The sequence below is a fragment of the Paraburkholderia caffeinitolerans genome (genome assembly GCF_902859945.1).
Classification (GTDB): Bacteria; Pseudomonadota; Gammaproteobacteria; order Burkholderiales; family Burkholderiaceae; genus Paraburkholderia; species Paraburkholderia caffeinitolerans.
This window is the reverse complement of record NZ_CADIKL010000016.1, coordinates 118,924-139,723: the sequence shown is the minus strand read 5'-3', so window position 1 is coordinate 139,723 and position 20,800 is coordinate 118,924. Positions and strand designations below refer to the sequence as shown.

Annotated in this window: 23 protein-coding genes; 12 read left to right on the top strand and 11 right to left on the bottom strand. The window is 64.0% G+C overall.

The window, feature by feature from the left end:
• Positions 1-14 precede the first annotated feature (14 nt).
• The 8 genes from tssG to HV773_RS17790 form a co-directional block, all read right to left on the bottom strand.
• Positions 15-1,100 (bottom strand): type VI secretion system baseplate subunit TssG, encoded by a 1,086-nt coding sequence (gene tssG, locus HV773_RS17825; RefSeq protein ID WP_175196041.1) that lies wholly within the window; start codon positions 1,098-1,100, stop codon positions 15-17.
• Entirely contained in the window at positions 1,064-2,902 is a 1,839-nt protein-coding gene (gene tssF, locus HV773_RS17820) for a type VI secretion system baseplate subunit TssF (RefSeq protein ID WP_175196039.1), read from the bottom strand. The genes tssG and tssF overlap by 37 nt, the downstream gene beginning before the upstream one ends.
• 80 nt (positions 2,903-2,982) lie before the next feature.
• Entirely contained in the window at positions 2,983-3,462 is a 480-nt protein-coding gene (gene tssE, locus HV773_RS17815; protein WP_175196038.1) for a type VI secretion system baseplate subunit TssE, read from the bottom strand.
• A gap of 130 nt (positions 3,463-3,592) precedes the next feature.
• A complete protein-coding gene (locus HV773_RS17810) occupies positions 3,593-4,096 on the bottom strand; it encodes an Hcp family type VI secretion system effector (protein ID WP_175196036.1) in 504 nt (167 codons plus the stop codon).
• Between the two features lie 71 nt (positions 4,097-4,167).
• Complete coding sequence (gene tssC / locus HV773_RS17805) at positions 4,168-5,661, bottom strand: type VI secretion system contractile sheath large subunit (protein WP_175196034.1); 1,494 nt, start codon at positions 5,659-5,661, stop codon at positions 4,168-4,170.
• Positions 5,662-5,674: 13 nt separating this feature from the next.
• Entirely contained in the window at positions 5,675-6,205 is a 531-nt protein-coding gene (tssB, locus tag HV773_RS17800; RefSeq protein WP_175196031.1) for a type VI secretion system contractile sheath small subunit, read from the bottom strand.
• 97 nt (positions 6,206-6,302) lie between these two features.
• The gene (locus tag HV773_RS17795) at positions 6,303-6,971 is read right to left on the bottom strand and encodes a hypothetical protein (protein ID WP_175196029.1); all 669 of its coding nucleotides are present in this window, start codon (positions 6,969-6,971) and stop codon (positions 6,303-6,305) included.
• Positions 6,972-7,079: 108 nt separating this feature from the next.
• Complete coding sequence (locus HV773_RS17790; protein WP_175196027.1) at positions 7,080-7,343, bottom strand: hypothetical protein; 264 nt, start codon at positions 7,341-7,343, stop codon at positions 7,080-7,082.
• On the opposite strand from HV773_RS17790, the gene tssJ reads away from it, so the two are divergent.
• From tssJ to HV773_RS17770, 4 genes are all read left to right on the top strand, one after another.
• The gene (gene tssJ / locus HV773_RS17785; protein WP_175196025.1) at positions 7,330-7,956 is read left to right on the top strand and encodes a type VI secretion system lipoprotein TssJ; all 627 of its coding nucleotides are present in this window, start codon (positions 7,330-7,332) and stop codon (positions 7,954-7,956) included. The two genes, HV773_RS17790 and tssJ, sit on opposite strands and share 14 nt — an antisense overlap.
• 170 nt (positions 7,957-8,126) lie before the next feature.
• A complete protein-coding gene (gene tssK, locus HV773_RS17780; protein WP_175196023.1) occupies positions 8,127-9,473 on the top strand; it encodes a type VI secretion system baseplate subunit TssK in 1,347 nt (448 codons plus the stop codon).
• A complete protein-coding gene (gene icmH / locus HV773_RS17775; protein ID WP_175196021.1) occupies positions 9,470-10,264 on the top strand; it encodes a type IVB secretion system protein IcmH/DotU in 795 nt (264 codons plus the stop codon). The genes tssK and icmH overlap by 4 nt, the downstream gene beginning before the upstream one ends.
• Before the next feature lie 322 nt (positions 10,265-10,586).
• Positions 10,587-11,207: a DUF4142 domain-containing protein gene (locus HV773_RS17770; protein WP_175196018.1), complete on the top strand. Its 621-nt coding sequence runs from the start codon at positions 10,587-10,589 to the stop codon at positions 11,205-11,207.
• 67 nt (positions 11,208-11,274) lie between these two features.
• Here HV773_RS17770 and HV773_RS17765 read toward each other — a convergent pair whose 3' ends face one another.
• Entirely contained in the window at positions 11,275-11,874 is a 600-nt protein-coding gene (locus tag HV773_RS17765) for a TMEM175 family protein (RefSeq protein ID WP_175196016.1), read from the bottom strand.
• 88 nt (positions 11,875-11,962) lie between these two features.
• Here HV773_RS17765 and HV773_RS17760 point away from each other — a divergent pair, with 88 nt between their 5' ends.
• Positions 11,963-12,640, top strand: coding sequence for a cytochrome b/b6 domain-containing protein (locus HV773_RS17760; RefSeq protein ID WP_175196014.1), 678 nt, complete (start codon positions 11,963-11,965; stop codon positions 12,638-12,640).
• Between the two features lie 34 nt (positions 12,641-12,674).
• Here HV773_RS17760 and HV773_RS17755 read toward each other — a convergent pair whose 3' ends face one another.
• A complete protein-coding gene (locus HV773_RS17755; RefSeq protein ID WP_377731128.1) occupies positions 12,675-13,748 on the bottom strand; it encodes a hypothetical protein in 1,074 nt (357 codons plus the stop codon).
• A 140-nt stretch (positions 13,749-13,888) separates the two neighbouring features.
• Between HV773_RS17755 and HV773_RS17750 the strand changes: the two genes are divergently transcribed.
• On the top strand, positions 13,889-14,164 hold the full coding sequence (locus tag HV773_RS17750) for an H-NS family nucleoid-associated regulatory protein (RefSeq protein WP_175196010.1): 276 nt from the start codon (positions 13,889-13,891) through the stop codon (positions 14,162-14,164).
• A 9-nt stretch (positions 14,165-14,173) separates the two neighbouring features.
• On the opposite strand, the gene HV773_RS17745 is transcribed toward HV773_RS17750, so the two are convergent.
• The gene (locus HV773_RS17745) at positions 14,174-14,902 is read right to left on the bottom strand and encodes a FadR/GntR family transcriptional regulator (RefSeq protein WP_175196008.1); all 729 of its coding nucleotides are present in this window, start codon (positions 14,900-14,902) and stop codon (positions 14,174-14,176) included.
• 575 nt (positions 14,903-15,477) lie between these two features.
• Here HV773_RS17745 and HV773_RS17740 point away from each other — a divergent pair.
• The 6 genes from HV773_RS17740 to HV773_RS17715 all read left to right on the top strand — a co-directional run bounded on the left by HV773_RS17740 (position 15,478) and on the right by HV773_RS17715 (position 20,760).
• Complete coding sequence (locus tag HV773_RS17740; RefSeq protein WP_175196006.1) at positions 15,478-16,083, top strand: c-type cytochrome; 606 nt, start codon at positions 15,478-15,480, stop codon at positions 16,081-16,083.
• Between the two features lie 52 nt (positions 16,084-16,135).
• Positions 16,136-17,488: a c-type cytochrome gene (locus HV773_RS17735; protein WP_175196004.1), complete on the top strand. Its 1,353-nt coding sequence runs from the start codon at positions 16,136-16,138 to the stop codon at positions 17,486-17,488.
• Between the two features lie 46 nt (positions 17,489-17,534).
• The gene (locus HV773_RS17730; protein WP_175196002.1) at positions 17,535-17,717 is read left to right on the top strand and encodes a hypothetical protein; all 183 of its coding nucleotides are present in this window, start codon (positions 17,535-17,537) and stop codon (positions 17,715-17,717) included.
• 64 nt (positions 17,718-17,781) lie between these two features.
• Positions 17,782-18,360 (top strand): cupredoxin domain-containing protein, encoded by a 579-nt coding sequence (locus HV773_RS17725; RefSeq protein WP_175196001.1) that lies wholly within the window; start codon positions 17,782-17,784, stop codon positions 18,358-18,360.
• Complete coding sequence (locus HV773_RS17720; RefSeq protein WP_175195999.1) at positions 18,350-19,975, top strand: b(o/a)3-type cytochrome-c oxidase subunit 1; 1,626 nt, start codon at positions 18,350-18,352, stop codon at positions 19,973-19,975. The genes HV773_RS17725 and HV773_RS17720 overlap by 11 nt, the downstream gene beginning before the upstream one ends.
• Positions 19,972-20,760, top strand: coding sequence for a c-type cytochrome (locus HV773_RS17715; protein WP_175195997.1), 789 nt, complete (start codon positions 19,972-19,974; stop codon positions 20,758-20,760). Before HV773_RS17720 ends, HV773_RS17715 begins: the two co-directional genes overlap by 4 nt.
• Positions 20,761-20,800 lie beyond the last annotated feature (40 nt).

Sequence of the window (20,800 nt, the reverse complement as noted above, 5' to 3'; positions counted from 1 at the left end):
ATTCCGGTCAATCGTCATTGGGTGACATGCAATTCGTAGTGGGCGTCGCTGCGGTCGCAATCGGCCTCGTGCGTGCAGAGGAACGCGTCCCAGCCAAGCCGCGAGCCGGCGCCGAGCTGGCTCGCGCCTACATCGGCACGGCGCAGCACGAGCCGCACCTCGTACTCGAGGGTCATGCGCCCAAGCAGCACAAGCATGCGTTCGAGCGCCAGGGCGCGCTCGCCGCCGGGCAAGAATGCTTCGTAAGCCTCTTTTATCAGCGGACCGATCACGAGGCGCGCGCGCATGTCGCGCTGCCAGACGCGCTCGCCCGCGAGCGCGGTCGCACCGAGCACGACATTGCTCTTGCCAAGCGTGGAAAGCTGCTCGGGCGGCACGTCGTACCATTTGCCGACGAATTGCTCGACGCGAACCGGTGCGTTGAAATACTCGGAGAGCGTGTTCTGCAGATACGCCGCCGAAACAGGCCGATGGCGCGCAGCAATGGCGTGTCCGGCAATGGCTTCGTCCAGCAGCGCGCCGGGGCCCTCGCGCAGGCTGTCGCGCGAGTCCTCGTTGGCCACGCCCGCGAGCGCGAGCAGCAATGGCAAATAGCGCTCGTCGCGGTCGAGTTCGTAATGAAACGGCAGACGGTATTTCTTCCACGCAGCGTAAAAAAGCGCCGTCGCGCGATTGGAAAAAACGTCGAAAAACTCGCGTGCAGCGCGGTCCCGCTTGATCTGCTCACGCGCGATGATCTGCTCCGTGTAATGAAGCGGCAGCGCGCCTTGCGCACCCAGCAGGCCGAAAAACGCAGGCGTGATGGCGACCTGCTCCACCTTGCCGTCTTCGAGCGCAGCGGTGCGCGCGGCTTTTTCCGCGAGCGGACGCCCCGCTTCGTCGTACGACACGGCCTGCTCGATCTCGCTGGGCGGAAAGCCGAGCGAGAGCGTATTGCGAAACGTCACGCGCTGCGCGAGCACGTCGCGCTGGCGGTCTTGCGCCTTGTCGACAAACCAGCGTTCGAGCAGGCGCACCGCCTGGAAAAACTCGAAGCGGTGCGGCTCGTCGAGCAGACGCTCGATTACACCAGGATCGATTCGCCGCTGCGGGGCTTGCATCGCAGGATCTCCTCGCCGGTGAGTTCCGAAATCACCACCAGTTGAATGAAGCTGTTGATATGCACATAGAGGCCGAAAAACACGTCAAGCACGCGCGCGAACGTGCCGAGGCTCGTGCCGACGAAATGCTCCTCTTGCACGGTCACGCGAATTTCCACGCCACGCACGAAGGTGGCGAACGGCTTGCCGGGCAGCCATTGCACGGCCGGACGCTGCTCCACATTCACGATGCCGTCGATGTGCCGTGACGAAACCGCTGAACGGCGCATGTCGTAGAGCGCGAGCATTTCCTTGAGCGTGGTCGCGCCCTCGCTCGCGAGCGACACATGACTGAGCGAAAGATGCGAGATCAGGCGCCAGTGGGCGGCCTGGCGGCGCTCGAAGCGTACGCACGGCGTGGGTCGCGCGAGCAGCGTGATCGTGCTCGCGTGCGAGCCGCCCTCGTGAAACAGGTCGCCGCCTTCGAGCCCCACGGCGAGCCCCGCGGGCAGATCGCGGTTGGTGCAGGTGAGCGCGAGGCTCAGCGTGTCGGTCTGCTCCGCCGAGGGATCGAAGTCGATGTCGACGATCGATATTTCGGTTTCGTAGCCGGGGCTCTTTTGCGCCACCCATTCGTCGCGGCGCGCGAACCAGTAATGGCCCGCGCGTGCAGCCTCGCCGTGGCGCAGCGAATAGAACGGCCTGAATTCCACCACCGATTCGTCATTGGCGCGCTGCTGCACGAGCTTCACGGAATCGATCGAATAGACCTCGTAGGCGGACGCGCGGCGCCCCTCGGCAATCACCGGATACGCAATGGCCTGATGGCTCAGGCGGATCGGTTCGCCGGGCTGCTTGAAGAGATTCACGACCGGCGTGCAGAAGAGCCGCAGATGATGGGCCGCGAGCGTGTCGAGCAGGCGCGCCTCGTGCGAGTCGCCGCGCACGTCCTTGAGCACGATATGCAGCGTGAGGCGCTGGCAGCGGCCCGCGGCGGCGCTCATGGCGGCAAGGTCGAAATCGACGAAATCGAATTTGGCCGGAAACGCGAAGTATTCGGTGAGCAGGCGGTAGGCCGGATGCGATCTCGCGGGAAAGTCGATGAGCGCATCGCTTTCGGCAAAGCCCGCCTGCGCGAACGGCAGCTCGCGCAGCGCGCTCCAGCGTCCGCTGCGCTCGGGCTCGACCCATGCGCCCAGTGCATTCACGAACAGACAGTCGCCGAGCGCGGCAATGAACGATTGCTCGCCATGCAAATACGTGCGCAATTGCGGCACTTTCAGACTGGCGAGATCGAGTTGCGGCGAGAGCGATTCGAACGTGATCGAGATGACGCCGCTGGCGTCGCCGGGCAGCACGATCGAGGCAGGCGCCATCGCCACGGGCATGTAGCGCGCCTCGGCAATGCGCACCGGCGCGAGCGTGACGTCATAGGCCGTGCGAAAGCGGCACTGCACGCCGCGCAAGGGCCGTGACTTGAGCTCGGTGCCGCGCTCGACCACCGCAGGCGCGGTGAGATTGACGAACGATGCAGCGGTGCCGAGCTGCGCGATCGAGCACGAGGGAAACGGCCGCAGATAATGCGGGTAAAGGACTTCGAGCAGCGCCTCGGTGAATTCGGGGTAATCGTCGTCGAGACGCTTGTTGATGCGCGCGCCCAGCAGCGCGAACGACTCGATCATGCGTTCGACGTGCGGGTCTTCGCAGTGCTCGCCCGTCATCGCGAGCCGTGCTGCGATCTTCGGGTAGCGCTGGGCGAATTCGCTCGAATAGCGTCGCAGGAACGACAGCTCGCGCTCGTAATACGGCAACAACTCTTCCATCGCGGCTTCCCGCCCCCCAAAAAACTGCCTGCGCCTACCGCTTCATGCCGCGTGGTCGCGCGGCGCCGGCCATTGCAGTCTTATGTCTTTGCGCGTGCGCGCGTCACGGAATACTGCAGCGTGGAAGGCTGCAGCAATGCGTCGAAGTTTACCGGCTCTTCGGCCGGATGAACCACCAGCATCGCCTGAATAACGAAATTCAGCGAACCGGTCGAGCGCGAATTCGTCTCGAGCCTCACGTTCACGCTCTGCAAACGTGGCTCGTGCCGCTCGATGGCCTGCCGGATCGACCCGCAAATAAAGGTGCGATCGTAGTGGCTCGCCAGACTGAGCCCGGCGAAGTCATTCAGGCCATAAGTCAGCAAGGACTTGGTGCATTCCGGAAACTGCGCGAGGTCTTCTTCCGAAAACGCAATGCGTGTGTTCAGGATCGACTCGAGATCGCGCGCGACGGTCGCCTTGAGCTCATCCAGCGACAATTGCCGCATGGCGGCGGGCGCCGGCACATGCGGTTCGTCGTCGAACAACTTGTCGAAAAAACTGGGTTCGAATCGCTTCATCAAACCAGGTGACGCGGTTCAGGCGTCATATAAGGCAACGCCCGAACGGCGCGCAGCGCACACCGTTCGGGCCTTCTAACATCAATCGGACCCAAACCCGGACATCAAACCCGGGCATCGGGTCGGGACATCAAACCGCGTAGGTCTTGTCGTTCTTCGTGAGGCTCCACGCACCCTGAGCATTGCCGCCCTGGTTGCCGCCGATCTTCTGCTGCGTGTACTTCCATTGCACGGCAGCGTACTTGAGCGAGAACGCTTCGCTCGGCAGGCCTTCGCCGGCGACCGACGGCGTGATGCTCGAAATGATCACGTACTTGAGCTTGATCTCGAGGTACTTGATGCGGTTGCCTTCGCCGTCCGAGCGCATGAAGTCGATCGTGACTTCGTCGAACGTCGTGCCGCCCGAAGCGTGCTGATACAGCAGCGGGCTGACCACGTCGATGTCCTTCGTGAAGCACATGTCGGCATGCTCGCAGCGCTCCGACGTGTGGCCGCCCGCCGTCGAAGCCGTGGCCGAGCGCGGCTGCAGGATCGAGTGATTCCACGTGTCGATTTCGATCCAGTTCGCGTGGTCCTTATCCTGCGACTCGCCCTTGATCGCCGGATTTCCGAACTTTAGATAGATATCCTTCATAACGCATCGCTCCCCATAGAGGTGGTTTGTACCGCGGTTTTACGCGCGGTTATACGCGCTTTTACGCGACTTTACGAATTGGCCGGTTTCGGCAGATCCGCCACGAGCCGCAGCGAAATCGACAGCTCGTCGAGCTGGAAATGCGGGCGCAGGAACGCGACCGAACGGTACGAGCCCGGACGCCCCGGAATTTCCGCGACCTGGATCGACGCTTCGCGCAATGGGAACTGTGCCTTCTGCTCCTGCGTCGCGTTGTCGTCGAGCAGCACGTATTGCGAGATCCAGCGGTTCAGGAACACCTCGACGTTTTGCGCCGAAGCGAAGCTGCCGATCTTGTCGCGCATCATCGCCTTCAGGTAGTGCGCCACGCGCGACACCGAGAAAATGTATTGCAGTTGCGCGGACAGCACGGCGTTCGCATTCGCGCTATCGGTGCTGTATTTTTTTGCCTTCTGCACCGACTGCGCGGCAAAGAACGCGGCGTAATCGGAATTCTTGCAATGCACGAGCGGAATGAAGCCGAGGTCGCTCAGCTCCTTCTCGCGGCGGTCCGTGATGGCGATTTCGGTCGGGCACTTGAGCGCGATTTCACCGTCATCGGTCTTGAACGTATGGGTGGGCAGGTCCTGCACGAGGCCGCCGCCTTCCACGCCGCGGATCGCCGCGCACCAGCCGAATTCGTCGAACGCGTCCGTCAGGCGCGCCGCGAAGGCCCAGGCCGCATTGCACCAGAGGTACTTGCTGTGATCGGTGCCGTCCACTTCTTCGACGAAGTTGAAGCCTTCCGCCGTGGCGCCGTCCTTCGGGTTGAACGGCAGGCGGCCGAGAAAGCGCGGCAGCGTGAGGCCCACGTAGCGCGAATCCTCGGAGTCGCGGAACGACTTCCACTTCGCGTACTCGACGGTGTCGAACACCTTGCCGAGATCGCGCGGCTTGCCGAGATCGGCGAACGATTCGAGGCCCATCAACTCAGGCGAAGCCGAGCAGATGAACGGCGCGTGCGCGGCCGACGCGACATGCGACATCTGTTCGATGAAGTACATGTCCTCGGGCTGGCGCGTGATTTCGTAATCGCCGATCAGCGTGCCGAACGGCGCGCCGCCGAAAGTGCCGAACTCTTCTTCATAAACCTTCTTGAAGAGCGCGCTCTGGTCGAATTCAACGGCCGTCTTGAAGTCGCGCACGACATCGCGCTTGGGCGCGTGCAGCGCCTTGATCTTGACGGTCTGGCCGGTGTTGCTTTCCTTGCACAGATAGTCGAGGCCGCGCCACGTGCTTTCGAGGCGCTGGAACTCCGGCGCGTGCATCACCGCGCTCAACTGCGCCGAGATGAGGTGGTCAAGCTCGGCCACGCGGGCGTCGATGGTGGCCGAAAGATTGTCGGAAACGACCACGGTGCCGTCGAGCACCTGGTGCACGAGTTCGCCAATCAGGTCCTTCGCGCGCGCGTGCTCCGAGTCGGACTTCGCGACCTTGCTTTTCTCGACGATCTCGTCGAGCAGCGACGGCGTAGATTCGTCCTGTGCCGCCTGCGACTGCTGTGCCGCTGTGCTTTGCTGGTTCATGTCGTCCCCCGCCTCATTCGCCCTTGGGCTCGTCTTCGGAAGAACGCGTGCCCGCGTTCTCCGCCAGTGCCTGCAATTGCTGCGTATTGGAGAGCACTTCGCTCAGCAGGTCTTCGAGCTTGTCGTTGCCGGCGAGCTTGTTGCGCAGGTCCGCGAGCTTCGAGCGCGCCTCGAGCAGGCGGCGCAGCGGCTCGACCTGGGCGACGACCTCGTCCGGATTGAAATCGGCCATCGACTTGAAGCGCAGGTCGACGGCAAATTTGCCGCCCTCGCCGCTCAGGCGGTTTTCCACCTGATACGCGGCGCGCGGCTCGATGCCCTTCATCACGTCGTCGAAGTTATCGCGGTCGATATTGATGAACTTGCGGTCGCGCAGCTTCGGCTGCTCGATTTCCGATTGACCGGCCAGATCGCCCATCACCCCGACGACGAACGGCAGTTCCTTCACTTCGATCGCGTCGCCACGCTCGACCTCGTAGGTCAGCTGGACGCGCGGCGGCCGCACTTTCCCCAAGCGCTTCTGAATGCTTTCTTTCTTTGCCATCGACGGCTCCCTGCTTCCGTTACGAGCTTCGTTGTGCTCGCGCTAGCGAGTGGTGTTACAGGCGGTTCACGCTACGTACACGCGCACCGCCAGCAGATTAGCGCAGCGCGCTGAACGGGTCCGCGCCGTTGCCGGCCGCCTTGGCGGGTGCCGTTGCCGCGGGCGCGGCAGGCGTCGCGGGCACCGTCGCAGCCGGTGCGGCGGCAGCGGTCTCGGCCACTTCGCCGGTCTTGGGCGCCGCTTTCGGAACGTGACGGACGTACTTCTTTTTCTTTGCCTTCGCGTTCTGGTCGGGCGGGAACAGCGCGTCTTCGCCGAGCGTGTCGCGCAGTTCCTTCGCGAGCGCCTGGGCGTCGGTCTTCGCATCGCCTTGCAGCGAAGCGTCCTGGCGCAGTTCGCCCAGCGATTGCGTGGCCACGCGCAGGCCCGCCACGGCGAGCACGCTCTTCGCGGCGCGGTCGGTCTGGTCGCGCTGCAGGGCTTCCTGCGCGGCGACGATGGCCTGCCCGTAATGCTGCTGCTGGAACTGAATCTGTGCGATGCGCGACCACGGCTCTTCACGCGTGGGGTCGGCGGCAGCGAGCTTTTGATAGGCCGCGATAGCCTGGTCCTGGCTGCCACCCTTCGAAAGCGCGTCCGCGTCCGCGAGCGCCTTATTGAAGGCCTCGGGCGATGCTGAGAGAGAATTGCCCTGGGAAGCGCAACCAGCGATTACACCGCAAGCGATCACTACCCCCGTTAGCCTCGAAAAGACCCGCTTTTTCATCGTTCTTTCACCGCAGTTTGATTTTTAATTCAAGGAGAGAAGCCAGAGTTTTACTTATCCCCCAGCGCGCCGTATAGTACAGGCCAATTTTGTTATTTTCAAGGTGGCTTAACCTTGTTTTAAAAGCACCGGAATTGACAATCGTGCTGAAATTGTGAAGCAACCGATAAACAACAAGCAAACCGAGGAAGAAATACCGACCGGATCATTGAGCGCGGGGGTATGCGCAGGAAATTTTTTCTGCTCATTAAATAAATGAGGCATCACGGGGTTAATGCCGCGCAATGCGTCATGCATTACCGGCGTCGGGGCATATATAACGCAGCTGGAGAGTACGGGCCGAGCGCCCGCGATAAAAATGACTTCGCGCATTACTCAATTCGCATCGAACGCGGTGGCGCTGTGCGCCGCTGCCGCCTTGCTGGGCGGCTGTGCGGCGGCGATTCCCGCCATTGGCGGCGCGGCCTCGGCCGCCCTGCAACTCGCGGGCATGGGCAAGCCCGACGTGCCGGACAGCCAGAAGCCGCCACGCGATCTGGGCCTCACGCTTTATGCAGCGCGCAACCTGAATGCGGCGAACGACAACAAGCCGCTCGCATTAGTGGTGCGCCTCTACACGCTGAAGGACCCGACCTCGTTCGAGCAGGCACCTTTCGACACATTTACCGATCCCGCGAAGGAAAAAAGCACACTGGGCGCCGACCTGTTGAGTGTGCGTGAAATCACGCTGATCCCGGGGCAGCGCTATAGCGCGACCGAGAAGGTCTCGCGTGAAGCGCAGGCATTCGGGATCGTCGCGCTTTTTCGCGACCCTGCAATAGAGCGTTGGAAGTTCGCATTTGACCCGGCGAAATCGGAGAAATCCGGCATAATGGTCGGCCTGCACAACTGTGCCATGACCGTTACGAGCGGCACGGTGATTCCGACCGGTGCGGGGCAGTCGACGCAAACGCTCAATCTGCTCTCTTCGGTGACCTGTGGATGAATCGGCGCGCGCGATTGTATTAAAGCGTGCCGGAAGCAAAGGACACGCGGCTCTAATAGCGGGCATTTGGAACGCGATAGAAACGCGATAGAAGCTAACCACTTTAACCCATCCAGTCCGTCGGCACGCGCGCGCGGCGAGACTCGATCGACGCATAACGTTGAATCAACATGAGCTATTCCTCGAAAGTGCTATGGGGGGAAGGCCTCTTTCTCAGGCCTCAGCACTTCCAGCGGCAAGACGCCTATCACGAAGCGCGGCTCTTCGAGTCGATCCAGGCCATCCAGCCATATAACTGGGGCGTGCGCTCGATCCGCATCGACCACGACTCGCTCGGCAGCAATATCCTGCGCCTGAACGAACTTTCGCTCGTGTTCCCCGACGGCACGCTGTACTCCGCGCCTCAGGCCGACAGCCTGCCGCCGCCCGTCGCGCTCGACGCGCTGCCCGAAGGCCTCAACGAATTCACGTTCTATCTCGCGCTGCATCAGGTCCGCGAGAGCGGCTCGAATTACTCGGGCGACCGCGACGCCGGCTTCGCCGCGCGCTACGTGAGCGAGCAGGCAAGCGTGGCCGATTACTATACAGATGCGGCACAAGCCGACGTCACGTTCCTCAAGAACAACGTCAAGCTCGTTGCGCACACCGAGCCGCGCGATCAGTTGCTTACGGTGCCGGTCCTGCGCGTGCGGCGCACGGCGTCCTCGGGCTTCGAGGCCGACGAAAGCTTCGTGCCGCCGAGCCTCGCGATCGAAGCGTCGGCGCTCCTGCATCAGCGTCTGCGCCGCCTGATCGACGCCTTGCAGGCCAAAGTCAATGCGCTCTACGGGTTTCATCGCGAGCCCACCAAGAACATCATCGAGTTCCGTTCGGGCGACATCGCGTCGTTCTGGCTGCTGCATACAGCAAGCGGCGCATTCGCGACGCTCGCGCATCTGTACCAGCACGCGGCCATCCATCCCGAGCGGCTGTTCCAGGAGCTGCTGCGCCTCGCGGGCCAGTTGCTCACGTTCTCGAAGAATCACACGCTCGCCGATTTGCCCGCCTATCGCCACGACGATCCAGGCCCCGGCTTCGCGCGCCTCGACACCATTCTGCGCGACCTGCTGGAGACGGTGATCTCCACGCAGTACTTCGCGATCGCGCTCGACGAAGTGCGCGCGTCGTTCCACGTTGGCCGTCTCGACTCCGGCAAGATCGACGATAAAACCACGTTCTATCTGGCCGTGTCCGCCGACATGCCCGCGGTCGATCTCGTCGAAGCCGTGCCCGCGCGCTTCAAGGTGGGCGCGCCCGACGACGTCGACAAACTCGTGCTCTCCGCCATGCCCGGCGTGCGCCTCGTCTACACGCCGCAAGTGCCGCCGGCCATCCCGGTGCGTCCGGGCGCGTGCTACTTCGCGCTGGAGTCGCGCGGCGCGCTCTATGAGCGCATGATCCAGGCACAGTCGGCCACGGTCTACACGCCTTCGGGCATCAACGATCTCAAACTCGAACTCATCGCGGTGACGTCATGACGAACGCGCCTTCCCTGTTCGGCGGCGCGACGCCGCCGCCATCCGCCTCGCCCACGCCCGCGATGCCTATGAACGAGCCTGCGTACCAGGCGCGCTCGCTGCTCGATCTGTTGTACGACGGCTTCTTCATGCTGTTCCTGCTGAAGAGCGGCCGCGAGCCCGGCAGCGCAGACGACTTCGGGACGCGCGTGCAGCAGTTTCTCGGCGACTTCGAGCGTGGTGCGAAGAAGCTCAATATCGCGGCCGAAGATATTTACGCCGCAAAGTTCGCGTTCTGCGCGGCCGTGGACGAGTCGGTGCTCTCCTCGCAGTTTAAGATCCGCTCGGACTGGGAGCGCAGGCCGCTGCAGCTTGCGCTGTTCGGCGAGCAGCTCGCGGGCGAGAAGTTCTTCCAGTACCTCGAGGAATGCCGCGCCCAGGGCGCGGCGCGGCTGCAATCGCTCGAGGTCTTTCACATGTGTCTGCTGCTGGGCTTCCAGGGCAAGTACATGCTCGAAGGTCCCGAGAAGCTCGCGTACCTCACGGCGCGCATCGGCGACGAGATCGCTCACATGAAGGGCAAGCGCGCCGCGTTCGCACCGCACTGGGGGCTGCCCGATCTCGTCGTGCACCGCCTCAAGCGCGAAGTGCCGCTCTGGGCCATCGGCGCCGTGTTCGCGCTCGTCGGCATTCTCGCGTGGACGGGGCTCAACACCTGGCTGCGTGACAGCACGGTGCGCGCGCTCACGCCTTATACGAACATCGTCAAGCTCGGGCCGCAATCGGCCAATCTCACGATTTCGCTGCCTTGATTCGGCTTTGATCCTGCTTTGAACATGTAGCGTCGGAGTCTGCACGATGCCTATGACATCGCGATGATTCGCGTGTCATTCGCACGCGAATCCCAACGCCCGATTCCCAACGCCCGATTCCCAACACCTTTACCAACCGTTACAGAAGCGGCTCCATCGTTTCACCTGGTTTCACCTATACGTACCCAGCCTTTCTAGAATTCATCAGACCGTTGCGCAACACACTCGCACAACGGTCGCGAACGTGGTCTCGTGCAGCACATGCGCATCGCATTGCACCGGGCCTCGTTTGCGAAACCGATAATTCACGAAAGGAGTTCGTATGTCCCGCCTCTCGCTTGCTTCGCTCGCCACCGCATCCGCTGCCGGCCTGCTTGTCCTTTCGCTGGGCGCTCAAGCCCAGACCACGGCCCCCGCAGGCACCACCGCCACTAATGCAGCCACGGCTGCTGCGGCCAGCTCTACCGGCACGGCCGCAACGACCAACGCGGCTGCCGGAGAAAAGCTTCATGGTTCCGACAAGGCGTTCATCGCGGACGGCACGCAAACCGTCGCCACGCAACACGACGCCGCGCGCATTGCCGATTCGCGTTCGAGCGACCGCGAAGTGAAGGCCTTTGCCGAGCAGATCGCCGCCGACTACGCGAAGCTCTCCAACGCGATGCGCGCAGCAAGCCCGCGCGGCGTGGACGTACCGCGCAACGACCCGGACACTGCAGTGCTCGACAGCATCAAGAATTTGCGCGGCGCCGACTTCGACAAGGCGTATATCGAGCAAGTGGCGCTGGGCGGCCAGCAAAAAGCACTATCGGCATTCCAGGCGGAAATTGCCCAAGGCCGCGATGCAGGTCTGAAGAAGGTTGCGACCGAAGGCCTGCCCGTGATTCAGGCCGACATCGCCAAAGCGAAGGAACTCGCACAGCGCAAGCATATGGCCAGTTGATTGGCCAGGCCCGCAGTTGGCCCCATAGTGCAAACAAAGCGGGCTCGGTCTTCACCGAGCCCGCTTTTTATTCTTGCGGCGGTTCGTGCGCAGCCATCACGAGCCGCTCCATGCGACGGTCCGGCACGAACCACAGCAACGCCACCGCCGCAAAAAACAGCGTGCCGATATGCGGCCACCCCAGCACCGCCAGCATGATCCCCAGCACATATCCGGCCACCGAGGCCTTGCCCTTCACGTCGTGCCGCAATGCCCGCGCGAGCGCGCTTTGCGCGCCGTGATGGCGCACCAGTGCGCCCTGGAGAATCACGTAGGCCACCCCGCAGCACAGCAGATTCAAGCCGTAGAGCATGGTCGGCCAGCGCCCGAAATGGTTCTCGCCCATCCACCCGGTCGTGAACGGCAGCAGCGAAAGCCAGAACAGCAGATGCAGATTCGTCCACAGCACGGTACCGTTCACGCTGCTCGAGGCGTGCAGCATGTGATGATGGTTGTTCCAATAGATGCCGACGTAAACGAAGCTCAAAATATAGCTAAGCACGGTCGGCCACAGCGGCACGAGCGCCGCGAGGTCCTCGCCGTGCGGCACCTTGAGTTCCAGCACCATGATGGTGATGATGATGGCGAGCACGCCATCGCTGAACGCTTCAAGTCGGTTCTTGTTCATCGGCTTCGCAGTTCGAGGGTCGGGTCAAGCTGGCGCAAGTATGGCCGAAAGCGCCCTCGCACGCGAGCCGCAACGCAGGGGAAATGCCATGGATGCTGGACCACATGCTTCGCCCGCGCGCCGCGTTCAAGTTTGGGATCTGGCCGTACGGCTCTTTCACTGGCTGACCGTCCTGCTGGTGGCGATCGCTTATATCTCGCAGCGCATGAACTGGCTGCAACTGCATGTGCGCGCGGGCGAGACGCTGCTCGCACTCGTGCTGTTTCGCTTGCTCTGGGGCTGCTTCGGCAGCGAGACCGCACGCTTTGCCCGCTTTGTCGCGACGCCGGCGGCCGCGTGGCGGCATTTGCGCCATCTCGCGCGCCGCGAGCCCGACGTGCAGGTCGGCCACAACGCGGCGGGCGGCTGGATGGTGCTGTTGCTGCTCGCTCTGCTGCTCGTCGAGACGCTCTCCGGCCTCTACGACTACAACGATATCGCCGACGAAGGCCCGCTCTCCGAAGTCGTCCCCGCCGCCGTCGCGAATGCAATCGCGGCGATCCACGCCTATGGATGGGACGCGCTGGCCGCGGCCGTCGTGCTGCACGTGTGCGCGATCGCGGTCTATGCGCTCGTCAAGCGCCACAATCTGCTCGGCCCGATGGTGACGGGCGCGAAGCGCTTGCCCGCGACGGTGCACGCGCCACGGCGCGCCTCGTTCTGGCTCGCGGCACTGCTGATGGCGGCTGCCGCGCTCGTGACGACGCTGCTTGCGGCGTATCTGTGAGCACACGCCCGCGCTTGTTTATATCGGCATCGCCCTAGCCCGCCGGCACCGTAAGTATCGGCGCCTTCTGATCCTGATTGGCCTGCGCGAGCGCGATGACGTTCTGCAATACCGTCAACGCGTACTTCGAATCGAAGTCGTCGTTGTCGATCCAGAAGGTGGCGTCGTGATAAACGACCGCGGCGTAGGCATCGGGCGGTGGCTTCTTGTCCACGTGCACAACGATGGTGGGCCGCGTCTCGCCGCCGACGAGGTGCACGGTCGGCACGGTGGCGCCGCGCTTGACGTCGTCTTCGGGCACCGAAATCTGTGCGCCGAGGTTCGTCAGGATGCCCATTACCGATCGCGTCACCATGTTGATGGCGCGGCCATTGCCCGACGCGGGGCCGTACACCACCGCATACTCGCGCACGGCGGGCGAGAGCCGCAGCAGGCGGCGTACTTCGGCGAGATCGGTAGCGGTGCCGGGCGGCGCGTCGTCGCTGCCGAGCGTCATCGTCACGCGCGCCGGATGGTCGGGCGCGGCCTGCTTGTAGTTCACGGTGAGCTGCCCCGCGAGTTGCAGGCGGCGCAGCGCGCGCAGCAGCGCAAAGAAGCCGGGGTTCCCATCGCTCTCGGGACCGCCTAGCGGCGCGGCATTCTGCAGCCCGCCAATTGATTGCACCGAAAGGCGCAGCAGCAGGTCGATGGGCACGCCGCTATCGGCAAGCGGCAGCAGCAATTCGGTCGGCAGCGGGCGGATATAGCCGGTGGCGAGCGCCTCGCCCGTGGTCGGCACGAACGTGAAGGTCGGGTGATTCGAATACGAAGCGCCCGCGCTCGCCTGGCCGAAGCTCGTGCCCGCCGCGCTCGACCCGCCTTCGGCGAGCACGCCCGCGCTCGCTTCGAACGTGTATGAGGCGATGATCTGGCTCACCGCCACGAACGAGGGCGAATCGCCGAAGCGCAGGCCAACGACGGTCGCGAGCATCTCGCGTTTTTTCGCGTCGCCGAGCGCGCGTTCGTAATCAACCTGATCGGTGCGCAGCAGATGCGGACCGAACCAGGCGCAGCCAGATGTCATGAAGAGCGGACACAATGCAGCGGCGACGAGCCGCCGCCGGGACAGCAAACGCAATGCAATCATGCGGGAAGTCCAATGGAGTGAGCACGAAAGGCGATGCGTTCAGCAAGCTCCATGCCTCGCACGGCGCGCGGCGCTTGACGTAAAATCTACCGCTTCCTTCACTCCATTCGAAAAGACCGCAGATGGCTACCTACCTCGAGTTGCTCGCCGAAAAACGCGCCCTGGACGCGCGCATCGAAGCGATGCGCGCGGAGGCGGCTCAAGAAGCGCTTGCGGCCGCGCGCGCCGCCATCGCCGAATTCGGCTTCACGCCGGAGGATTTGTTCGGCAAGGCGCGCCAGCAAAAGAGACCACTACGGAGTCCACGGCGCAAGCGCCCGGACGCACCCGACGGCGCCGCGGCGCAAGCCCCCGATCAGGCCAACTTCGATCTGTTCGGCGACTCCGCCGGACATTGACGCACGCTATCAAGCCCCTTCCGCCGCCCGCCGCAGCCGCTCCCGGCTGCTCGACAAATGCATGCGCATTGCAGCGCGCGCGCTTTCCGAATCGTGTCTTGCGATGGCGTCGAAAATGCTCTCGTGCTCGCGGTTCACGAGCTCGGCGTAAGCCTTGGGATCGCTGTGCGCGATACCGGCCGAATCGATGCGATGGCGCGGAATCAGCGCCGCGCCCATCTGCGTGAGGATGTCGACGAAATAACGATTGCCGGTGGCGCGCGCCACCGAGACATGGAATTGCAGATCGGCGCCCGCGCCGTCGCCGCCGGGGCGGGTAGCCGCCGAAATCGCATCGAGCGCCGCGCGGATATTCGCAATGTCGCGCTCGCTCGCGCGCTGCGCCGCGAGTCCTGCGCACTCCGTTTCCAGGCTGATGCGCAACTCCAGCACCGAGAGCAGATCGTTGAGCGTGCTCGCGGGCACGACTTCGAGATCGAGCGGCTCGCGGCGCGGCTCCAGCACGAAGCTGCCGATGCCATGGCGCGTTTCGATCACCGACATGGCCTGCAGCCGCGAGATGGCCTCGCGCACCACGGTGCGGCTCACGCCCAGTGTGCTCATGAGACTGCTTTCGGTCGGCAGCTTGTCGCCGGGCTTCAACGTGCGCGAAGCGATCTGCTCGTTGATGTAATTGACGGCCTGCTCCGCAAGATTGCGACTGCGGGCGGGTATGGGCGCGGCGCTCGACTCGGCCATCGTCCTCTCCTTCGAATGCGAATAGTGTTTCATTATACGTCGTCAGACAACTAGGCGCCTGCTTCCGTGCCCCGTTCAGCAGCGGGGATTCGCCCGGTTCGCCGGCACCCCAAAGACATCGGACAACCGGGTGTGCCGGCACGGCAATCGGCATACCCATCAAACTCGCAAGCGTCTCTCCAGAAAGAAAGCACTTGCACAAATTAATTTGGATTCCATATTTATCGATGTATGCCGCAATGCACCCAAATAATCGATGCGTTAGCAAACATTCTTATACAAAGGCCGTCTGAAGAAACCGCTGTAAATAATTTGTACACGTTCACTCGACAGATTGCGTTTTTTTACGATAATGTCCCCCAAGAGGATGCGGGCCGGAATGCAAGTCACTCCACGGTCGACGCCTCAACTGATATCGAATCGCATCGCGCTTGTGCCGTACATGCCGTCCACAATCCGCAACGAGGGAATCATTGAGAAACCGCATCGTCCGCGTTGTCCTCTGCGCCGTGGCATTCGCGCTGCCATGCGCTGCGTCGTTCGCGGCCCCGCCCGCGGAACCCGCGCCTGACACGATGCAAGCCCGTGTGATGGGCTGCGCCGCATGTCATGGCGCGCACGGCGAAGGCACCGACAACGACTACTTTCCGCGCCTCGCCGGCAAGCCCGCCGGCTATCTCTACAACCAGCTCATCGCATTTCGCGACGGCGGCCGCAGCTATCCGCCGATGAACTATCTGCTCGCGTATCTGCCCGATGCGTATCTCAAGCAGATGGCCGAGTTCTTCGCACACGAGCGCCCGCCTTACCCGCCGCCTGCCACGCCTAAAGTCGATGCGGCCACGCTCGCGCTCGGCAAATCGCTCGTCATGAACGGCGCGCCCAATCGCAACGTGCCCGCGTGCGCGGCCTGTCACGGCGCTTCGCTCACCGGCATGCAGCCCGCCATTCCTGGCCTCGTGGGCTTGCACGCGGACTACATCAGCGCGCAGCTAGGCGCATTCCGTTATGGCACGCGCCGCGCCGCCAGCCCGGACTGCATGCACGACATTGCCTCACACCTCGCCGAACGCGACATCACGGCCATCGCCGCGTGGCTCGCGTCGCAGCCCGCGCCCGCCCACCCAGCGCCCGCCGCGCCCGCGCCCTTGCCGCTCGCATGCGGCAGCGCCCACAACTAGCCGAGGCCTCGACGTGCGCAAACTTCGATCCCTCCTTCCAACGATGCCGGCCATGCCGTCGACGCCCACGCTGGCCGCGCGCGTCACCCGCACCCTGGCGCTGAGCGCCACGCTTTTGTGCGCCGGCACCGCGCTCACGCATGCGCAAAGCGGCGCGCCCGCGGCCAATTCGGCGGATGCGGCAAGCGCTGCCGCCGCCACGGCAACGGCCAACGCCAAGCCGGTGGCAAGCAATGCCGAGTTGCTGGTGCGCGGCGAATATCTTGCGCGCGCGGGCGACTGCGTCGCGTGCCACACGGTGCCTTCGCAGAAGATGTTCGGTGGCGGCCGCCCGATGGAAACGCCGTTCGGCACGCTCTATACGCCGAACATCTCGTCGGACAAGCAATACGGTATCGGCGCATGGAGCGCCGACGAGTTCTACCGCATGCTGCACGAGGGCAAGTCGCGCGACGGCACGCTGCTCTACCCCGCGATGCCGTTCGCGTCGTACACCAAGGTCACGCGCGCCGACTCCGATGCGATCTACGCGTATCTGCTTTCCACGCCCGCGGTCAATCAGCCCAATCGCGCGCATACGCTGCGCTTTCCGTATAACCAGCGCCAGCTACTGATCGGCTGGCGCGCGCTGTTCTTCCGCGCCGGCGAGTTCAAGCCCGATCCGAAGCAGTCGGTGGAATGGAATCGCGGCGCGTATCTGGTGGAAGGTCTCGGGCATTGCACGATGTGCCACACGGAGATCAACGCGCTCGGCGGCAATACCGCCTCCAAGGAATTCCAGGGCGGCCTGATCCCGCTGCAGAACTGGTACGCGCCCTCGCTCACCTCGAACAAGGAAGCGGGTCTCGGCGACTGGAGCATCGACGACATCGTCGATCTGCTGCACGCGGGCGTCTCCAATCGCGGCGCGGTGTACGGGCCGATGGCCGAGGTCGTCTACGACAGCTTCCAGTACCTCACCGAAGACGACGTGCGCGCCGTGGCTGTCTATCTGAAGTCGCTGCCGGGCCACTCAGGCGAAGTCGACAAGTCGCCCAAGAGCCAGTTCGTGACCGAGGAAGCCAACCGTCTCTCGCCGCTCGGCAAGAAGATTTACGACGCTCAGTGCGCCGAATGCCACGCATCCGAAGGCCAGGGAAAGCTGCCGCATTTCCCGCCGCTCGCGAATAACCAGTCGATCCAGATGAATTCGGCGGTCAACCCGATCCGCATGGTGCTCAATGGCGGCTATGCGCCGGGTACGAAGAAGAACCCGATGCCCTATGGCATGCCGCCGTTCGCGCAATTGCTTTCCGACGAGGAAGTGGCCGCCGTGGTCACCTATATCCGCACCGCGTGGGGCAACCATGGCACGCCGATTTCCGGGCGCGAAGTGAATGCGCTGCGCTCGGCGCCGCTGTTTTGAGCCGCATTTTTGAGCCGCCGTTGCGAATCTTCAAGCTGAGGCAGTGATGATCGAAACACCCGTTCCCCAACAACCGGGCGCGCCCGCGCTGCACGAGCAGGTCGACGAGATCGTGCGCCGCGGTCCGTGCGGCGCGCTCGCACTGGCCGGCATTGCCACGGCCATCGTGGTCGCGCTCTGGTTCGCGTTCTACTTCCTGGTGTTCCTGCCTCGCGGCGTCATTCAATAGCCGCGACGAATAACCGGACAATCCGCCGGCAACCCTTTCACTCAATCTCGCGCCAACCGCCCACATGTCCACGCATCCAACCGATCCCCATGCCAGCGCCGAAGTGGCCGCACGCGTGGAGCGCCGCTGGGCCACGCTCATGGTGGCGCTCGTTCTCGTGCTGGTGGCGATGACCGTCTACACCGGCCTGCACTGGGCCATGATGCCGCCTTCGCGCGTCGAGACCATCGACCCGGAAACGCTGCACGTGTCGGGCGAATTCGTCGAAACCAACCTCGGCAGCGCGCTCGAGCCGGACGGCTCGGTCACGGTGCGCGTGCTCGCGCAGCAATACTCGTTCACGCCGCAATGCATCGTGGTGCCGACCGACACGCCCATCACCTTCCGCGCCACCAGCGCCGACGTCGTGCACGGCTTTCTCGTGACCGACACGAACCTCAATTCGATGGTCGAGCCAGGCTATGTCTCCACCTTCCGCACGACCTTCGAAAAGCCCGGCGACCATCTGATGCCGTGCCACGAGTATTGCGGCACCGGGCACCAGGGCATGTGGGCGCACGTGAAGGTCGTCGACCGCGACACCTTCACGAAGATGGCCGCCCTTCCGGAGAACCAATCGCGGAGACTGAGCTGTGTTAAATAACAAGCGACTCGTGCTCGCCCACTTCTGGCTCGCGTTCATCCTGTTCGGGGTCGCGCTGCTGCTCGGCGCGTGGCAGATGCTCGTGCGCAGCCCGCTGCATCCGTGGCTGCACGATCCCGAGCTCTACTACCGCTCGGTGACCGAGCACGGCACCGTGATGGGCTACGCGTTTCCCACGCTCATCGCCATGGGCTTCGGCTACGCCGTGACCGAACTCTCGCTCAAGCGAGCGCTCATCGGCGCGCGCTGGGCATGGCTCGGGTTCATCTTGCTCGCGCTCGGCGCCGTTACCGCGTCCGTGCCGGTCGCGCTCGGCCGCGCCTCGGTGCTCTACACCTTCTATCCGCCGATGATCGCCAACGTGTTCTATTACATCGGCGTCGTGTTCGTGGTGGTGGGCTCGTGGATATGGGTCGCGCTGATGGGCGTGAACTTCACCGCGTGGAAGCGCGCCAACCCCGGCAAGCCGGTGCCGCTCGCGATGTTCGCGACCACCGCGGGCGCGTATCTGTGGGGCTGGACCGCCGTGGGCGCTGCCATCGAAGTGCTGTTCATGATCCTGCCCGTCGCGTTCGGCTGGCGCAGCACCATCGACGCGGGCCTCGCACGCGTGTTCTTCTCGTGGACGCTGCACGCCATCGTCTACTTCTGGCTCATGCCGGCGTACATCTGCTATTACACGATCATTCCGCGCGCGATCGGCGGCCGGCTATACAGCGATTCGATGGCGCGCATCTCGTTCATCCTGTTCCTCGTGGTGGCGATGCCGATCGGCCTGCACCACCTCTTCACCGATCCGCAGGTGGGCTCCGGCTTCAAGTTCGTGCAGTCGGTGTTCACGGCGCTCGTGTCGGTGCCCACGCTGCTCACGGTCTTCACGATCTGCGCCTCGGTCGAAATCGCTGGGCGGCTGCGCGGCGGCAAGGGCGTGTTCGGCTGGATCGCCAAGCTGCCGTGGCAGAACCCGCAGATGCTCGCCGTGGCGTTCTCGTTCGTGATGCTCGGCTTCGGCGGCGCGGGCGGGCTCATCAACATGAGCTACCAGCTCGACCAGCCCGTCCACAACACGCAATGGATCACGGGCCACTTTCACCTGATCTTCGGCGGCGCGATCGTCATCATGTACTTCGCCATCGCCTACGATCTGTGGCCGCAGCTCACGGGCCGCGCGCTCACCAACTGGCGACTCATGCGCTGGCAGCTCTGGCTGTGGTTCATCGGCATGATCGTGACCACCTTTCCGTGGCACCTGGTGGGCATTCTCGGCATGCCGCGCCGCATGGCCTACTTCGATTACAGCGATCCCGCGCTGGCCGCGCAGGCGAGCCTCGTGACGGCCTCGGCAATAGGCGGACTGATTCTCGTGATCTCCGCGATCCTGTTCTTCGTGGTGCTGCTGCAAGGCCATCGCAGCCCGGTCCAGACGCCCGAGGAATACCGCTTCAGCGCGCCCGTGCATGAATCGCCGGTGTTGCCGCGCGCGCTCAACGGTTTCGCGCTGTGGGTCGTGCTGATGATCGCCCTCACGATCACCAACTACGGCTACCCCATCGCCCAACTGCTCGCGACACCCAACACGGCCGTGCCCGCGATTCCGATTGGAGCGCCGCGATGAGCGAAGAACGCCTGTTCACATTACGCAATGTGTGGTTCCGCGCGAGCGTGGGCGCGACGATACTCGCGTTCGTCGGCGCCGCGCTGATCGGCTTCGTCTGGCTGCCTTCGGCGCAACGCGATGCGCAGTTCCAGGGCATCTGGAACGCCATCTGCAGCGCGGCCGGCGTGCCGCGCCAGTGGTCTCAGGCGGGCGCCACGATCACGCCGGGCTACAAGGTCAGCACGGTCGAGCTCACGCCGCATATGCTCGACAACGCCAGCACCCTGTCGATCGGGCGCGGCGCCACGCTCTCGCTGCGCTGCACGATGTGCCACGGCCCGCAGGGCATGAGCGAGGCCAATTCGCCGAATCTCGCGGGCCAGTTCGCGAGTGTGGTGTACAAGGAACTGCTTGATTTTCAGGGCGGCGCGCGCAAGAACGCGGTCATGACGCCGATGGCGCAGAATCTTTCCGACCAGGATATGCGCGACCTCGCGGCCTACTACGCCTCGCTGCGGCCCGCGGCGCGCGTGAGCGGCACGCCGCCGGGCATCGTCGCGCTCGGCGCGCCGATGCGCAATATCCCCGCGTGCGCCTCGTGCCACGGCGGCGTCGACCACAAGGTGGGCACCCCCTGGCTCGACGGCATGCCGGCGGCCTACACCAAGGCACAGCTCACGGCCTTCGCGGACGGCACGCGTCACAACGACATTTCCGAGCAGATGCGCAATATCGCGCGCAACATGACCCCCGAGGAAATCGACGCGGCGGCGGCCTGGTACGCAGGCGGCGTGCACCCCTAACGACGGGACACGCGCGGGAAGCGCCTCGCCGCTTGCGCGT

Bases quoted from the DNA above. Each gene is read 5' to 3' on its own strand.
- tssG (WP_175196041.1), bottom strand. From the start codon at position 1,100: ATGCAAGCCCCGCAGCGGCGAATCGATCCTGGTGTAATCGAGCGTCTG.
- tssF (WP_175196039.1), bottom strand. From the start codon at position 2,902: ATGGAAGAGTTGTTGCCGTATTACGAGCGCGAGCTGTCGTTCCTGCGA.
- tssE (WP_175196038.1), bottom strand. From the start codon at position 3,462: ATGAAGCGATTCGAACCCAGTTTTTTCGACAAGTTGTTCGACGACGAA.
- HV773_RS17810 (WP_175196036.1), bottom strand. From the start codon at position 4,096: ATGAAGGATATCTATCTAAAGTTCGGAAATCCGGCGATCAAGGGCGAG.
- tssC (WP_175196034.1), bottom strand. From the start codon at position 5,661: ATGAACCAGCAAAGCACAGCGGCACAGCAGTCGCAGGCGGCACAGGAC.
- tssB (WP_175196031.1), bottom strand. From the start codon at position 6,205: ATGGCAAAGAAAGAAAGCATTCAGAAGCGCTTGGGGAAAGTGCGGCCG.
- HV773_RS17795 (WP_175196029.1), bottom strand. From the start codon at position 6,971: ATGAAAAAGCGGGTCTTTTCGAGGCTAACGGGGGTAGTGATCGCTTGC.
- tssJ (WP_175196025.1), top strand. From the start codon at position 7,330: ATGACTTCGCGCATTACTCAATTCGCATCGAACGCGGTGGCGCTGTGC.
- HV773_RS17790 (WP_175196027.1), bottom strand. From the start codon at position 7,343: ATGCGCGAAGTCATTTTTATCGCGGGCGCTCGGCCCGTACTCTCCAGC.
- tssK (WP_175196023.1), top strand. From the start codon at position 8,127: ATGAGCTATTCCTCGAAAGTGCTATGGGGGGAAGGCCTCTTTCTCAGG.
- icmH (WP_175196021.1), top strand. From the start codon at position 9,470: ATGACGAACGCGCCTTCCCTGTTCGGCGGCGCGACGCCGCCGCCATCC.
- HV773_RS17770 (WP_175196018.1), top strand. From the start codon at position 10,587: ATGTCCCGCCTCTCGCTTGCTTCGCTCGCCACCGCATCCGCTGCCGGC.
- HV773_RS17765 (WP_175196016.1), bottom strand. From the start codon at position 11,874: ATGAACAAGAACCGACTTGAAGCGTTCAGCGATGGCGTGCTCGCCATC.
- HV773_RS17760 (WP_175196014.1), top strand. From the start codon at position 11,963: ATGGATGCTGGACCACATGCTTCGCCCGCGCGCCGCGTTCAAGTTTGG.
- HV773_RS17750 (WP_175196010.1), top strand. From the start codon at position 13,889: ATGGCTACCTACCTCGAGTTGCTCGCCGAAAAACGCGCCCTGGACGCG.
- HV773_RS17745 (WP_175196008.1), bottom strand. From the start codon at position 14,902: ATGGCCGAGTCGAGCGCCGCGCCCATACCCGCCCGCAGTCGCAATCTT.
- HV773_RS17740 (WP_175196006.1), top strand. From the start codon at position 15,478: ATGCAAGCCCGTGTGATGGGCTGCGCCGCATGTCATGGCGCGCACGGC.
- HV773_RS17735 (WP_175196004.1), top strand. From the start codon at position 16,136: ATGCCGTCGACGCCCACGCTGGCCGCGCGCGTCACCCGCACCCTGGCG.
- HV773_RS17730 (WP_175196002.1), top strand. From the start codon at position 17,535: ATGATCGAAACACCCGTTCCCCAACAACCGGGCGCGCCCGCGCTGCAC.
- HV773_RS17725 (WP_175196001.1), top strand. From the start codon at position 17,782: ATGTCCACGCATCCAACCGATCCCCATGCCAGCGCCGAAGTGGCCGCA.
- HV773_RS17715 (WP_175195997.1), top strand. From the start codon at position 19,972: ATGAGCGAAGAACGCCTGTTCACATTACGCAATGTGTGGTTCCGCGCG.